This window comes from Roseateles sp. (genome assembly GCF_047654805.1).
Classification (GTDB): domain Bacteria; phylum Pseudomonadota; class Gammaproteobacteria; order Burkholderiales; family Burkholderiaceae_C; genus Pelomonas.
Window position 1 is genome coordinate 2,317,922 of the sequence record NZ_JASGIV010000001.1, and the last position, 13,186, is coordinate 2,331,107.

The 13,186-nt window shown below is 64.0% G+C and carries 14 protein-coding genes and 1 pseudogene; 6 read left to right on the forward strand and 9 right to left on the reverse strand.

Features of this window, described 5'->3' with window-relative positions; translation table 11 throughout:
- Nucleotides 1-19: 19 nt before the first annotated feature.
- The 3 genes from QM732_RS10275 (at nt 20) to QM732_RS10285 (ending at nt 3,908) form a co-directional block, all read left to right on the forward strand.
- The gene (locus QM732_RS10275; RefSeq protein WP_415656063.1) at nt 20-2,125 is read left to right on the forward strand and encodes an RHS repeat-associated core domain-containing protein; all 2,106 of its coding nucleotides are present in this window, start codon (nt 20-22) and stop codon (nt 2,123-2,125) included.
- Nucleotides 2,113-2,379: a hypothetical protein gene (locus QM732_RS10280; RefSeq protein WP_415656064.1), complete on the forward strand. Its 267-nt coding sequence runs from the start codon at nt 2,113-2,115 to the stop codon at nt 2,377-2,379. The genes QM732_RS10275 and QM732_RS10280 overlap by 13 nt, the downstream gene beginning before the upstream one ends.
- A 62-nt stretch (nt 2,380-2,441) precedes the next feature.
- Nucleotides 2,442-3,908: an IS5 family transposase gene (locus QM732_RS10285; protein ID WP_415654708.1), complete on the forward strand. Its 1,467-nt coding sequence runs from the start codon at nt 2,442-2,444 to the stop codon at nt 3,906-3,908.
- A gap of 279 nt (nt 3,909-4,187) precedes the next feature.
- On the opposite strand, the gene QM732_RS10290 is transcribed toward QM732_RS10285, so the two are convergent.
- Genes QM732_RS10290 through QM732_RS10300 form a run of 3 tightly spaced genes read right to left on the reverse strand, consistent with a single transcriptional unit; the run spans nt 4,188 to nt 5,210 of the window.
- Nucleotides 4,188-4,433 (reverse strand): hypothetical protein, encoded by a 246-nt coding sequence (locus tag QM732_RS10290; RefSeq protein ID WP_415656065.1) that lies wholly within the window; start codon nt 4,431-4,433, stop codon nt 4,188-4,190.
- A gap of 49 nt (nt 4,434-4,482) precedes the next feature.
- Nucleotides 4,483-4,809: a BrnT family toxin gene (locus QM732_RS10295; protein ID WP_415659364.1), complete on the reverse strand. Its 327-nt coding sequence runs from the start codon at nt 4,807-4,809 to the stop codon at nt 4,483-4,485.
- A gap of 2 nt (nt 4,810-4,811) precedes the next feature.
- Complete coding sequence (locus QM732_RS10300) at nt 4,812-5,210, reverse strand: helix-turn-helix domain-containing protein (protein WP_415656066.1); 399 nt, start codon at nt 5,208-5,210, stop codon at nt 4,812-4,814.
- Nucleotides 5,211-5,512: 302 nt separating this feature from the next.
- Between QM732_RS10300 and QM732_RS10305 the strand changes: the two genes are divergently transcribed.
- Entirely contained in the window at nt 5,513-6,544 is a 1,032-nt protein-coding gene (locus QM732_RS10305; protein ID WP_415655568.1) for an IS5 family transposase, read from the forward strand.
- 621 nt (nt 6,545-7,165) lie between these two features.
- Here QM732_RS10305 and QM732_RS10310 read toward each other — a convergent pair.
- Together QM732_RS10310 and QM732_RS10315 are read right to left on the reverse strand one after the other, a co-directional pair.
- Nucleotides 7,166-7,267: pseudogene (locus QM732_RS10310) on the reverse strand (transposase domain-containing protein); the annotation flags it as partial.
- A gap of 46 nt (nt 7,268-7,313) precedes the next feature.
- Nucleotides 7,314-7,877, reverse strand: coding sequence for a hypothetical protein (locus QM732_RS10315; protein ID WP_415656067.1), 564 nt, complete (start codon nt 7,875-7,877; stop codon nt 7,314-7,316).
- A 119-nt stretch (nt 7,878-7,996) separates the two neighbouring features.
- On the opposite strand from QM732_RS10315, the gene QM732_RS10320 reads away from it, so the two are divergent.
- On the forward strand, nt 7,997-8,545 hold the full coding sequence (locus QM732_RS10320; RefSeq protein WP_415656068.1) for a hypothetical protein: 549 nt from the start codon (nt 7,997-7,999) through the stop codon (nt 8,543-8,545).
- Nucleotides 8,546-8,652: 107 nt separating this feature from the next.
- Here the strand turns inward: QM732_RS10320 and QM732_RS10325 are convergent, their stop codons facing one another.
- Entirely contained in the window at nt 8,653-9,084 is a 432-nt protein-coding gene (locus tag QM732_RS10325) for a helix-turn-helix domain-containing protein (protein ID WP_415656069.1), read from the reverse strand.
- Between the two features lie 110 nt (nt 9,085-9,194).
- Between QM732_RS10325 and QM732_RS10330 the strand changes: the two genes are divergently transcribed.
- Nucleotides 9,195-10,439 carry an MFS transporter gene (locus QM732_RS10330; RefSeq protein WP_415656070.1) on the forward strand — a complete coding sequence of 415 codons (1,245 nt, stop codon included), beginning with the start codon at nt 9,195-9,197 and terminating at the stop codon, nt 10,437-10,439.
- Here the strand turns inward: QM732_RS10330 and QM732_RS10335 are convergent.
- The 3 genes from QM732_RS10335 to QM732_RS10345 all read right to left on the reverse strand — a co-directional run bounded on the left by QM732_RS10335 (nt 10,436) and on the right by QM732_RS10345 (nt 13,172).
- A protein-coding gene (locus QM732_RS10335) for an IS3 family transposase (RefSeq protein ID WP_415656071.1) occupies nt 10,436-11,574 on the reverse strand; the annotation gives its coding sequence in 2 pieces (ribosomal slippage) (nt 10,436-11,334 and nt 11,334-11,574; 1,140 coding nt in all). The genes QM732_RS10330 and QM732_RS10335 overlap by 4 nt on opposite strands.
- A 404-nt stretch (nt 11,575-11,978) precedes the next feature.
- Nucleotides 11,979-12,497, reverse strand: a complete 519-nt coding sequence (locus QM732_RS10340; protein ID WP_415656072.1) for an acyloxyacyl hydrolase — start codon at nt 12,495-12,497, stop codon at nt 11,979-11,981.
- A 183-nt stretch (nt 12,498-12,680) separates the two neighbouring features.
- Nucleotides 12,681-13,172, reverse strand: coding sequence for a hypothetical protein (locus tag QM732_RS10345; protein ID WP_415656073.1), 492 nt, complete (start codon nt 13,170-13,172; stop codon nt 12,681-12,683).
- Nucleotides 13,173-13,186: the final 14 nt, after the last annotated feature.

A 13,186-nucleotide genomic window follows, 5' to 3' on the forward strand; every position in this document is an offset into this window, starting at 1 on the left:
GGTCCGATCTCCGTCTCGGGTGGATCGGACTCTAGAACTTCCTGCTGCGGATCTCAGGGGGCAGCGCACCGCCTCAGGCAGCCTGAAACTGAGCACCACCTACGATGCCTCGGGCCGAGTCACGGGCACGCAGGACGGTGCGGGAAATAGCACCGCCACGTCATACGACGACTTTGGCCGGGTCTCAAGCGAATCACGCACCGACGGTGGCACGATCAGCTATGTCTACGATACGTTGGACCAGCTTATTCAAGTCACTGACCCCAATGGCCGCGTCACGACCTATGGTCGTGACGCACTGGGTCGGCTCAGCGGCATCGTCAGTCCTAGCACGGGCACGACTACGTTGACATCCGATGTCTGGGGCCGCGTCATTGGCGAAGCCCGAGCCAACGGCGTGAGCATTAGCTATGGGTACGACGCGTTGAGCCGAGTGACTAGCCGTAGCAGCGGGAGCAGCACCGAGACACTGACCTACGATAGCTGCGCCAATGGCCAAGGAAAGCTGTGCAGCGTCAGCAATGCTGCAGGCAATACCAGCTACACCTATGACAGTTCAGGCAATCTCTCGCAACAACTGCAGTCCGTCGCCGGCGCGAATTACGCGATTAGCTGGGGGCATGACAGCTTGGGCCGAGTGACTAGCCTGAGCTATCCCAACGGTTTGACATTGACCTATCAGTACGATGGTTTCGGTCGCTTGGCTCGCATCCTTTCCAACCAGTGGGGCACGGTCATCGACAACTTGCTCTACCAAACTGCCCATCCTGGTCCCTACGCTTGGCGCTGGGGCAATGGAGACAAGCGCGGCGTCACCTTGGACGCAGATGGTCGACTGAGCAAGCTGGAGTCCAGTGGCGTCCAGTCGCTCACCTTTGGCTATACGCCCAACGACTTGGTCCAGAGCATCACTGACGGCTCCCACTCGTCCCTGAATAGCAGCTTTGGCTGGGACGGCAGCGGGCGATTGACGAGCGTGAGCCGCAGCAATGGCGACAACCAAAATGTTGGCTACGACGTCGCCGGCAACCGCACCAGTCACGCGCGCGCCGGCAGCGGTTCTAGCTATCACTACGGCGCAAGCGGGCGTGACTGGCTGACCCAAGTCGGCAGCCAAAGTTACAGTTGGGATGCCCATGGGCAGATGACATCCGATGGCGTGAACAGCTATGTGTGGGATGGCTTTGGTCGACTGGCCAGTTCGGCGGGTGCGAGCCATACCTACAACGCGCTCAACCAGCGTGTGCGCAAGGTAAGCAGCACGGGCACGAACGACTTCGTGTACGCGCCTTCAGGCGAGCTGTTGTACGAGTCGCAGACTGGCACCGCCTATGTCTACCTCGGTAGCAGCCTTATTGCGATGAGCCGCGGCGGGCAGATGTATGCAGTGCACACCGATCAAGTTGGCCGGCCAGAAGCGGTCACGAATGCAAGTCGTGTGGCCGTCTGGCGATCGCAGAACGCAGCGTGGGACAGACAGATCACGCTAGATAGCATCGGCGGGCTGAATATCGGCTTCCCAGGGCAGTATTACGACGCCGAGACGGGGTTGTGGCAGAACTGGCATCGCTACTACAGTTCGGCTACGGGGCGCTACGTTCAATCCGATCCGATCGGGCTCGCGGGGGGGATCAATACCTACGCGTATGTGGGTGGGAACCCAATCAGTTATGTCGACCCTGAGGGCCTCTGGTCGGTGTCGTTCGGCTTCAATTTGGGCCCAGGGTTCCAGTTTTCCTTTGGACAGGATGCAGCTTCCGGGCGCGGTTTCGTTGACGCAAAGGTCGGTTGGGGGCTTGGCGTGACAGCCAAATACGACCCCAACGGCGGTATTCCCAACTCTTCTGCTGGGCAGTGCAATTGCGGCGGCTTCGGCGTGCGAGCGTGGGGTGAGGTCGGCAAGTTCCAAGCTGGGCCAATCGACGCCAAGTTGATCGACGCAGCGGCTGGCTATAACTTCAACGTCTCAAGCAACGGTGGGCAGTCATGCCCTGCTGCTGACAGGTACACCAAGTTCAATCCGAAGGCGCAAGGGCAAGCGAAAGTCTGGGGCTTGGATGCGAAGGTGGCTGCCGGTGGGATCGGGGCAACGATTTACAGCGGAGCGCCTGGATGCCGTTGCTGAAGTTCGGCCTGCGGCCAGGACTTATTGCCTCTGCTGTCGTCGCTGCGATCCTGGTGCTTGCTGTGCCAGGCACCTATGACGCTCTTGGTGAAGGGCCGAGCTTGGTCAAATCGACCGCGCGCGAGTCCGCCAAAGGGCGAGAGGTTTGCGGCGACATCAGTCGCTTCTTGATCATTCCTTGGCGGCTGAGTAGTCAGGCCTGCAAAACGCCTGGAACCCGCATGAACACTGGCATTGCGGGTGATCGCCGATAGTCCGAACTCCCAGTTTGCGTTGCAATGACGCGCAGTTCCTGGGAGTTTGGAGACCACCGCCGATGGCCACCGACGACTTCTTCCGCGCGCGCCTGGAGCAAATGATCGACATGCGCCACGCGCTGGCGGTGCTGGCCACGCGCATGCCGTGGGCGCAGATCGAGGCGTCGCTGGCGCCGCTGTTCGCGCACCAGGATCGCTCCGGCCGTGTGATCGAGGACACCGACCTGTTCGGCCCGACACTGGCGGTGGCCGGAGCCGGCGTGAGCCAGCGTGGCCGCCCACGGCTGCCGATCCGGCTGATGGTGGCGCTGCTGTACTTGAAGCACGCCTATGGCGAGAGCGACGAGTCGGTGGTCGAGCGCTGGGCCCAGGACGTGTACTTCCAGTTCTTCAGCGGACAGGTGTACTTCGAACCGCGGCTGCCCTGCGACGCGACGCAGATCGGGCGCTTCCGGCGGGTGCTCGGCGAGGCCGGCGTGGAGCAGTTGCTGAAGTCCACGATCGAGGCGGCCGTGGGCATGAAGGCGATCCGGCCCGCGGAGTTCGAGCGCGTGATCGTCGACAGCACGGTGCAGGAGAAGGCCATCGCTCACCCGACCGACAGCCGGCTGCTGGAGGTGGCGCGCGAGAAGATCGCGCGGCTGGCGCAGCGCGCGGGCTTGCAGCTCAAGCAGACGCATCAGCGCGAGGGCAAGACGCTGCGCCGGCGCGCGGCCGGCTATGCCCACGCCAAGCAGTTCAAGCGCTTGAAGCGCGTGCTGCGCCGCCAGCGAACGATCCTCGGGGCGCTGCTGCGCGACGTGCAGCGCAAGATGGTGACGCTGCCGCAGCAGGCCCAGGATCAGCTGAACATCTGGCTGCAGCGGGCCGAGCGCATCCGCACACAGCGTCCGCACGACAAGGGCAAGCTCTACGCCTTGCACGCGCCGGAGGCGGAGTGCATCGGCAAGGGCAAGGCCCGCCAACCCTACGAGTTCGGCTGCAAGGTGAGCCTGGCGGTGACGCACAGGCAAGGCCTCATGGTGGGCGCCAGGAGCTTCCCCGGCAACCCGTTCGACGGCCACACCCTGGCCGCACAAATCGAGCAGACCACGGTGCTGCTGCAGGACCTCGGTGTGAAGCCCACGACGGCCATCGTCGATCTGGGCTACCGCGGCGTGGATCACGAGGTCGCGCCGGTGCAGGTGATCCATCGCGGCAAGCACAAGACGCTGACCAACACGCAGCGCCGCTGGCTGAAGCGTCGTCAGGCGATCGAGCCGGTGATCGGCCACACCAAGCACGACAACGGGATGCATCGCTGCTGGCTCAAGGGCAGCGAGGGCGACGCCTTGCACGCTGTGCTGTGCGCGGCCGGCTTCAACATCCGCTGGCTGCTGCGTGCCATCGTGCGTCTGGGCCTGGCGGCCCTTCTCTTGTACTTGCGCAGCCTCGCTGCATTGGCCTGGCTGGCCCTGCATCGCTCCGCGACCGCCTCAGGCCGATCAACGGCCATCGATCACCGGCTCGCCTTCACGCTGCGCTGAGTTGGTGGAATAGAAATTTGCAGGGCCGACTGAGTATTGAAGACTCGGACAGCCGAGGTGATCTGGAGCTCTCTTACTGGGTCTCGTGTAAGACCAAAGGCGGGACGTCGAGAATTGAAGCTACGCTCTCTCACACGGGGGGTGGGTGGCAGATCAAGTCGATTGAGTTGTTTGCCGAAGGCGTTCGGCATAACCTGCTCGCAGCGCCAGCTTCTTGATGCGGGCCTCGGGGGCCCGGGGGCAAGACTGGAGTCTTGCCCCTGACGCCACCCGAAGCGGCTACCGCGCCGCCTCGATGAGCTCGATGTCCTTCTTGAGCAGCTCATTGACGAGCTGCCCGACCTCGATGCCGCGAGCCTTGGCGCGGGCGGCCAGGTAGTCCTGCACCTCGGCCTCCAGGTACACCGGCAGGCTGAGGCGGGCTCCGGCCTTGAAGAACTTGCCGCGCGTGCCCTTGGAGAAGTCGATCTCGGCGGGTATGTCGCCGTCGTTGCTGCTGCCGTGCGGATTGGCTTGCGTTCCCATGGTCATCACCCTTTAGCTGCTGAAGCTGCTGCTTGATCTGCCGAGCCGCTCACCGCGGCTCATCCTCGTACTGCCGGCGTTCGGCTCGTGTGGCCTCGCGCGCCGAAATGATCCTCACCCTGGCACTGGCCGGCCCCGTGGCGGTGTAGGTGTGTGACACCGCCAGCAGCTTGGCGCTGCTGTCCATGCCGAGGGTGAACCAACGTTCCTCGAACTCGCTGTGCGCCTCGTCGAAGACCGTGAGGGCCAGCGCGTCCGCAAACACGCTGGCCGCCTGCGCAAAAGCCACCCCGTGCTTGGCCAGGTTCGAGGCGGCCTTGGCCGGGTCCCATGCGAACTCCAGCTCGGCGCTGCTGCCTTCTGCGCCACCTTCCATGCTCAAGCTCGGCTCTCCGCCTTGCGCTTGAGCTGCCCGCGCTCGATGAAAGCATCGATGACCTGAAGCACCTGGCGCTTCTCGGCCACGTCCAGCTTCTCGATGGCCAGGAGGCGCCGGCGCAGCCGGCTGTCACCCTCTTGCTTGACCAGCCGGCGCTTGGCGCCGCGCCCGAAAAGCTCATCGATCGTCACGCCCAGCGCGGTGGCGATCTGCGGCAGCAGGTTGGCCGGCGGCGTGGACTGCGGGCTCTCGTAGTAGGCCACCATGCGCTGGGAGATGCCCAGCTCGGCGGCCAGCTCGATCTGCGTGAACCCGGCCGCCTTGCGAAGGCTGGCCAGGCGAGCCCCAAAACTCAACTCTTCCTCGGCGGCGGTGCCGCTTGCGATGCGCTTGCCCATCGGAGACCACTCCATGCGATGGGCGCCATCTTGGGTGCTGGGAAGCTGCATCGGGAGGCCTCGGCTTGACACATATACATCGTGTGTATAGTGTGCCGTCCTTCAGATTGTTTAGCAACCCAGCGTATAGCCGGGGCATACGGAGCAACGGTCATGGCACGCATCCCCGAGGCAGAGATCGAGCGGCTAAAGGAGGCGGTGCCGGTGTCGCGCCTGGTCGAGGCCTCGGGCGTGGAGCTGAAGAGAGACCGCTGCATAACTTCCCCGATGCGCAGTCCTGATGTGTGCGGTGCAATCGGGACATGGACAGCTTCTTCCTGATGGGTGCCAAGCCGTTGGTCCAGGACTCGCCGACGATGAAGTTGCACGAGTTGCTGGACTGGGCCGAGATCGCGCACAAGCTCAAGGGTCTGTACAAGCGCGAGGCCACGCATGGCGGCGGCCCCGAGCCCTATGCGCCGCTGGCGATGTTCAAGCTGATGCTGCTGGGTCAGTGGCATGGCCTGTCGGACACGCAGCTGGAGCACGCACTGAAGGTGCGCCTGGACTTCATGGTGTTCACCGGCTTCGAGCCGGGTGAGGGCAGCTTCCCCGACGCCACGACGATCTGCCGCTTCCGCAACCGACTGGTGACGGCCAAGCTCGACCAGGTGCTGCTGCGCCGGATCAATGTGCAACTCGAAGGCCAGGGGCTGAAGGTGGCGGGCAGCCGCGGCGCGATCATCGACGCCACCATCATCGAGAGCGCCGCGCACCCGAACCAGCATCTCGAAGTCGATGACGACGGCGAGGCCGACATGGTGGACAGTGCCGACGATGAGGCGCGCTGGGTCAAGAAGGGCAAGGACGCCTTCTTCGGTTACCGCGGCTACAGCGCGGTGGACACCGAGGACGGCTATGTCGAGCACGTCGAGGTGCATCCGGCCAACCAGGCCGAAGTGAACAAGCTGCCCGGCATCGTCGACGCGCTCGTCGAACAGGGCATCCAGCCCGAGGGTGTGCTGGCCGACAAGGGCTATGCCAGTGCCGCCAACCGCGAGTACCTCAAGGGCAAAGGCATCGGCGACCTGATCCAGTTCAAAGGCAGCCGCGGCAAACCGGTGCATCCCTTGCAGACGCAGATGAACAAGGCCATCGCCACATTGCGCTACAAGGTCGAGCAGGGCTTCGGCACGATGAAACGGCGCTTCCATCTGAGCCGGGCGCGGTACTTCGGGGCGGCCAAGACACAGGCGCAGATGGCCTGGGCGGCATTGGGCTTGAACCTGCTCAAGGCGATGAGGAAGCTGCACAGTGGGCGGCTGCAGCCCTGTCCGGGCAGTAGTCCGTCCTGAGGGGGCGAAGGCCCCAGGGAACGGGCTCAAAAAGCGTCAAAACGGCCCGAAAACTCGATCCTTATTGCGCATCTCGAAATCCGAGCTGGCCTGGCCGTTCGCCACTCCTTGCGACGTCAGTTATGCAGCGGTCTCATCTCGTGCTTCATGCTGGTAGTTTCCTTCCTGCAGTGCCGCGATGACTGCCTTTTTGACTGCTTTGAAGCCTGTAGGCTCTGTCATCTGCCACCTCTAGTGTACGACAAGTTTCGTACAGATGTTGTTGATCGTGTCACCCGACACCAGTCTGGATGTAGCGCTAGGCGTCCGGCGCCGCCCTCCTGCACCGCCGCGCTGCCTGACACCGAGCAAACGGTCCAAATTTTGGGAAGATCGGTCCAGATGAAGGACCGACTTTCAGCCGTCAGGACCTTCATGCTGCAGAGCGATCTTGTGCCCCAAGGCGCAGCTGCCTAAGAGGCTTCAATGCTCGTTCCAATCGCTCCATGGCTTGCGCGATCCGGTCGGTAGCCACCGCATGAGAACAGCCCGAAGTAAACGCCGCCCATGAGCGCACCGCCAAGGAGCGCTATAGCGGGAACTGTTCTCAGGGTCATGGTCCGGTGGTGGGGCGACGGATGGCTATGGAGTCTGCCACTCATGCGGGAAGAGTTCTGCGATCCGGCTTGCCGGTTGTGTGGGGAGGCGCTCAAGCACGTCACGCAAAGACGCATGCGGGTCGTGCCGGCCGATCATGAGCATCCGGCCTGGCCGCCTTGACGTTGAAAGATCAGCGAGGAGCAGGACTCCCGTCCTTCATTCTTGTCACCATGTCGGTGAACACCAGTTGGCGCCTGCCATCGACCTCCTTGCTCCGAGTGCCAATCGGGTACTCGACGAGATTTGCGGGTCGCACCGTCCAAGCATCTCTGCGCGTTGGGCCTTCGATACTCGTGGTCACTTCCATGGCTCCACGCCAAATGCCGACCATGGCCAAGTCCGGGAGCAAGCTCTTGCAGCGTGGGTGGAACTCAGGATAGCGATCAAGCCTGACGTTCTCGTAGGCAGCGAGCAGAACGAAATACTTCGAGCCAATCTTGAGGGAGGGTGCAAATCCAAACTCAATGACCTGGCTGACCGTAGCACCTTTCGTTCCCTCGATCACTCGGCCCTTGTATCGAGCACCGCAGGACTCTCCATCCGCAGCGACTACTCGACCTTCGATGACTTCGACGACGGCAACGATGCGGGCCTCAGCGTAAAGCTCGCGCAACGGAATCGATGGTTCCGGCGACGCCGCCGCGTGGCTGGCGGCGGTCAGCGCTAGCAGCGCTGCGAGAACTTGATTGGTCATGCGGCTAGTGTCCAACGATGCGGCAGCAGCTCCTCGTTGCTCGTGGGGACTAGGCTCGTATGCTCCTTGCCGATCATCAAGATGGGCAGACTGGATGCTCACGGCCTGACAATCGGTCCATGCGCCTGATTGACCGCTTCCTACCGCACCACCAGTTCGCGGAGGAGCACAGCCGTTTCATCCCAGCCTCACCGGCACGGGTGCTCGATGTCCTCGGCCGTCCTGACGTGGTCGACGACCCGATCGCACGCAGCTTGATCGCGCTGCGCGAGATGCCGAACCGGCTGGCCGGTCGACTGGGGTTTGCGTCCAACCTCCGGCACCGCCCCGCGTTCGGTATCGCCAACTTCACCTTCCTGGGCAGGGATGGCCAGCATGAACTGGCTTACGGCCTGGCGGGTCGCTTCTGGCAATCGGACTACGGGCTCGTCGAGGTTCACGACGCGGCCGCCTTCGACGCTCTGGATTCAGCGGGAATTGCGAAGCTGGTGTTGAACTTCACGGCCGAACCGGAAGGTGCCGGGGCACGGCTGACGACGCGTACGCGCGTCTGGTGTGGCGATGACGAAGTGCTTCGTCGTTTTCGGCTTTACTGGCTCCTGATCAGGCCGGCGAGTGGACTGATTCGCCGGCGTCTGCTGAAACGCGCGCACGACGCGGCGCTCTAGGGCTCCAGGGCGCTGCACTGTCGGGCGCTGCAGCGGCGCCTTGAACCGCCTCCCCTTCGCCGTCATGGCCCGTCTTGCCGCAGCCGTGCGGCCCGTGCGCCGCGCCACTATCTTGCTGGGCCGGCGGGCGATTTCGCAGACCGGCTGCGAGACCCCGTCTGGGCCGAGGCCTTCTGCAGCAGCCTCTGGAACGACGGGCAGGCCATGTGCGATGGCGCGCGGCACACGGCCGCATGGCGCAGCCCCTCGCTCATGACCCGCAGGCGCTGGATCGTCCGGTCGATCTCATCCGCCTTGGCCACCAGCATCTGGCGGTCGATGTCCAGCTGGCCATCGGGCGAGAACATCCTTGCGATTTCGTCCAGCGACAAGCCGGCGCTGCGTCCCAGCGCGATCAGCGCGAGGCGCTCAAGGACGTTGGCGCCGAACACACGCCGGATCCCTTGACGCCCGACAGAAGCGATGAGGCCTTTTTCCTCGTAGAAGCGCAGCGTCGACGCAGTCAGCCCGGACCGTCTGACCACCTCTGAAATGTTCATGGCGCACCCCTTGACCTCAAGTCGACTTGAGGTCGTATCTTGCCCGCAGTGGTACCGGTGCGCGCGTCGCGGCACCTGTACCTCCCTCAACTCTTGCCGGAGGTAGGGCCATGAACCCTATGCGCAATCAGGGGTCTGCCAATGCAGTGCTCCACCCACCAGTCGCCTCACGCGGCGCCACGGCGGGCCTCGTGCTGTCGATGCTGCTGGCTTCGCTGGGAACCAGCATCGCCAACATCTCCTTGCCGGCGTTGGCCGATGCCTTCGCCGCCCCCTTCACCCAGGTGCAGGCCGTTGTCGTCGCCTACCTGGCGGGCCTGACGGTCTCGGTTTTCATCGCAGGCCATTTGGGCGATCGCCGGGGCCTCAAACCCATGCTGTTGGCAGGCTTGCTGCTGTTCGCCGGCGGCGCTTTGCTCTGCGGCCTCGCGCCGAGCCTGGGGCTGCTAGTCGGCGCCCGGGCACTGCAGGGCATGGGCGCGGCCTTCCTCATGACGCTGTCCATGGCGCTGATGCGCGAGGCGGCGGATCCCAAGCGCATGGGGCAGGCGATGGGGCTGCTGGGCACCGTGTCGGCGCTGGGCACGGCGCTCGGCCCATCGCTGGGCGGCGCGCTGCTTGCGCTGGCGGGCTGGCGCAGCATCTTCTTGCTGCAGGTGCCGCTGGCACTCGGGGCGTGGTTCCTCGCCTGGCTATGGCTGCCGGCGGGCGGCGGCAGGCCAGGTGCGGCCCCTGCGCCCTGGCGCGCCCTGTCCGGACAAGGCCTGGTGCCCGCACTGGGGGTCAACGTGCTGGTCGCGGCGGTGATGATGACGACGTTGGTCGTCGGTCCGTTCTACCTGGGAGCGGGCTTGGGCATCCAGGCGGCACAGGTGGGGATGGTGATGTCGGTCGGCCCACTGATATCGATCTTCGGCGGCGTGCTCGCCGGCAGGCGGGTTGACGCCTGGGGCAGCCGCAGGACGTTCATGCTCGGGTTGGGCCTGCTCGCGGCCGGTGCAGCCCTGATGGCCTGGCTGCCCGACAGGATCGGTGTGCTGGGGTATCTGCTTGCCATCGCCGTGCTGACGCCGGGCTACCAACTGTTCCAGGCCGCCAACAACACGGCGACGCTCGCCGATGTGCCTCAGGAGCGCCGAGGCGCGGTCTCCGGGCTGCTGAGCCTGTCGCGCAATATCGGCCTGATCCTGGGAGCGTCCGTGATGGGCAGGGTGTTCGCGTGGGGTGCCGGCACGACCGACTTCAATCATGCAGCCCCATCAGCCATGGCACGTGGGCTGCTGGTGAGCTTCGCGCTGGCGGCTGTACTGATGCTCGTGTGCGCTGCCCCCAGGATTCGTAGCACTTCGATCTAGAGCCCAGGGGTTTGCATCGTAGTTGTCGATGCGGGGTTTGGCGCGGTGTCGCCAGCATGCTGGCGACACCGCGCGGCGAACACGGCCGGCGGCACATACCCGAGGGTGCTGTGCGGCCGGTGGTGGTTGTAGTCCTCGCGCCAGTTGTCGATGACGCTGCGCATGTGGCTCGGGCTGGCGAACCAGTGCTGCGACAGGCACTCGTCTCGGAAGCGGCTGTTGAAGCTCTCGATGTAGGCGTTCTGCACCGGCTTGCCGGGCTGGATGAAGCGCAGCTCGACGCCGCTCCTGGCGGCCCATGTCTGCATCGTCCGGCCCGCGAACTCCGGGCCGTTGTCGGTGCGGATCACTTTGGGCAAGCCTCGTTCGGCCTTGACCTGCTCGAGCACCCGCGTGACATACAGCGCGGGTATCGACGTGTCCACGGCGATCTGCACTGCCTCCTTGCTGCAGTCGTCCACCACAGTCAGCGTCTTGACCCTGCGGCCGTTGGCCAGTTCGTCGAACACAAAGTCCATGCTCCACACCTCATCGGGTTGCATCGGGCGCACCAACGGCTGCCGCTCAGGCACGGGCAGCTTCTTGCGCCGGCGCTTGCGCACCATCAGCCCTTCCTCGCGGTAGACCCGGTAGGTGCGCTTGACGTTGATCGTCCAGCCTTCGAGCTGCAGTCGGCTGTGCAGCATGCGGTAGCCGTGGCGGCGATGCTGGCCGGCGAGCTCTGTCAGTCGCTCACGCAGCCGGCCGTTGCCGTCGTCGCGGGGCCGGTAGCGCAGGGTGCTGGCGCTCATGCCCACCAGCTTGAGGGCCCGGCGTTCGCTCAAGCCTTTGTCCTGCAACTGCCGCACAACCTCGCGCCGCGCCGCCACGGCCATCACTTTCCCTTGAGCACCTCGCGCATCGCGTCGATCTCGAGCATCGAGTTGGCCAGCAGCTTCTTGAGCTTCGTGTTCTCCGCCTCCAGCGTCTTCAGCCGCTGCGCGTCCGACACGTTCATGCCGCCGAACTTGGCCTTCCAGGCGTAGTAGCTCGGCTCGCTGAAGCCATGCTTCCTGCACAGCTCCTTGACCGGCAGGCCAGCATCGGCCTCACGCAGGAACCCAATGATCTGTTCCTCGGTGTATCGCTTCTTCATCGGTCCGATCTCCATCTCGGGTTGATCGGACTCTAGAACTACCTGCTGCGGATCTCAGGGGGCAGCGCATGCCTTCCAAGATGCCAAACGTCGCGACTACGCCCGCTCCGACAGAGATGGCCATGAAAGCAAACATGGTCGATGGCTCAAGGTTGTACTCCTTGAGGAAGACCCCGGTGATCAAGAAGACGGCAAACGAGACCGCCGCAAATGCAGCGGCTGGCCGCTTTTTCTGAAAACCCTTCAAGCTCTATCCTCCAGTGCCCATGTCTTCGGCTAAGCCGAGCATCGTCTCCGATTGCCTTGAGCTGGAACCAGGTGAATCTGCCCATCGTGTCTGCGAGGCGCTCCGCCCCCCATCTCCACTACAGACTCCGGCCACACAGGCACCTGCCACGTCCTAGTCAGAAGCGCACGACGTACCGTAGCTGCAGAAAATCCTGCCCTGGATTGGGCCGTTTGATCCCGCCGTTTGAGTAGTGCTGGACACGCAAGACCAACTCCTGGTCTTGGTTCTGGCCAAACCGATAGCCGAATCCGAGGTGGTCCCCAAAGTTGAAAGTGGTGCTGAACTGTCGGTCTGCACTTCGATAGATGGGGAGCAGGAAGTTCGCGCCGATGCCGCCCTCCACGAACCAGGGGCGACCTCCAGAGCCGAAGCTCCATCGCAGCACAGGGGTGACGCCAAGCTGCGTGACCCAAGAGGAGGCCGTTGATCCATCGGGCTGGTCGACAGACCACCGCCCAAGGGATACCTCCCAGTAGAGGCTCAGGTATCCATCTCCCAGGAACCGCCCAACGTTGCCCTGCCAAATAAGCCCGGTGGTCAGTGTCGTCGTGTCCTGGGCCGCACCTGCCTGGAAGAAGTACTGATCGGGAAGAAGGCCCGTGAGCTCATCCGCCTGCGCGTGAGTCATCGGCATCAGCGCAGTCACTGCCGCCAGGCAGAAGAATTTGCTTGGAGGCATCGCGTTCCTATCAACTTCCGAGACAGCGGCGCCGTGCCAGCTCCCAAAGCGTGCCTAGTTCAAGGCACGCATGCCTCCGGCGCCACCAGGACAGTCGAGGCAAGTGGCGGCAGGAATTCAGCGAGTAAGCCGCAGCTCTTAACGAGCAGCCCGCTCCAGCCTGAGGCCGCGCCATTGCAGCAGCGCGCCTATCACGAAGATGACGAAGCATCCTCCGACTGCCTTAGCCAGCATCGGATCTTCCGGACTGCTAAAGACGGGGGCACCGTAGGGCAACCGAGTGAAGGTTTCCGTGATGCCGGGCACCATGTGCAGGAAGACGGTGAACGAGTAGCCGATGACTTCAGCGGTAGCAGCCCACGGCCTCCTGAGGCGTTGTCGCCCTGCCCAGGCGCAAAAGGCAAGCACGCCGAGCGTCAGCAGCGCCAGCGCGTGCGGCTTGCCGAACCCACCATGGTGGAAGATGCCCAGCGATGTCACGCAGGTCGCGACCGTCGCGCCGATGTAGATCCTGCCGCTCGCGGTTCTCGGGGTGATCTCGTGATACGTCGCAAGGCACAGCGCGCCCGCGCCGAGAGCGAAGACCGCGATGAGCGTATGGACCAGTCCGAAGAGCGTGATTCCAAGCATGGTGGCTCCTTGAG

Excerpts from the sequence above, each read along its gene's own strand:
- QM732_RS10280 (WP_415656064.1), top strand. The coding sequence starts at position 2,113 with ATGCCGTTGCTGAAGTTCGGCCTGCGGCCAGGACTTATTGCCTCTGCT.
- QM732_RS10285 (WP_415654708.1), top strand. The coding sequence starts at position 2,442 with ATGGCCACCGACGACTTCTTCCGCGCGCGCCTGGAGCAAATGATCGAC.
- QM732_RS10290 (WP_415656065.1), bottom strand. The coding sequence starts at position 4,433 with ATGGGAACGCAAGCCAATCCGCACGGCAGCAGCAACGACGGCGACATA.
- QM732_RS10295 (WP_415659364.1), bottom strand. The coding sequence starts at position 4,809 with ATGGAAGGTGGCGCAGAAGGCAGCAGCGCCGAGCTGGAGTTCGCATGG.
- QM732_RS10300 (WP_415656066.1), bottom strand. The coding sequence starts at position 5,210 with ATGGGCAAGCGCATCGCAAGCGGCACCGCCGCCGAGGAAGAGTTGAGT.
- QM732_RS10305 (WP_415655568.1), top strand. The coding sequence starts at position 5,513 with ATGGACAGCTTCTTCCTGATGGGTGCCAAGCCGTTGGTCCAGGACTCG.
- QM732_RS10315 (WP_415656067.1), bottom strand. The coding sequence starts at position 7,877 with ATGACCAATCAAGTTCTCGCAGCGCTGCTAGCGCTGACCGCCGCCAGC.
- QM732_RS10320 (WP_415656068.1), top strand. The coding sequence starts at position 7,997 with ATGCGCCTGATTGACCGCTTCCTACCGCACCACCAGTTCGCGGAGGAG.
- QM732_RS10325 (WP_415656069.1), bottom strand. The coding sequence starts at position 9,084 with ATGAACATTTCAGAGGTGGTCAGACGGTCCGGGCTGACTGCGTCGACG.
- QM732_RS10330 (WP_415656070.1), top strand. The coding sequence starts at position 9,195 with ATGAACCCTATGCGCAATCAGGGGTCTGCCAATGCAGTGCTCCACCCA.
- QM732_RS10340 (WP_415656072.1), bottom strand. The coding sequence starts at position 12,497 with ATGCCGATGACTCACGCGCAGGCGGATGAGCTCACGGGCCTTCTTCCC.
- QM732_RS10345 (WP_415656073.1), bottom strand. The coding sequence starts at position 13,172 with ATGCTTGGAATCACGCTCTTCGGACTGGTCCATACGCTCATCGCGGTC.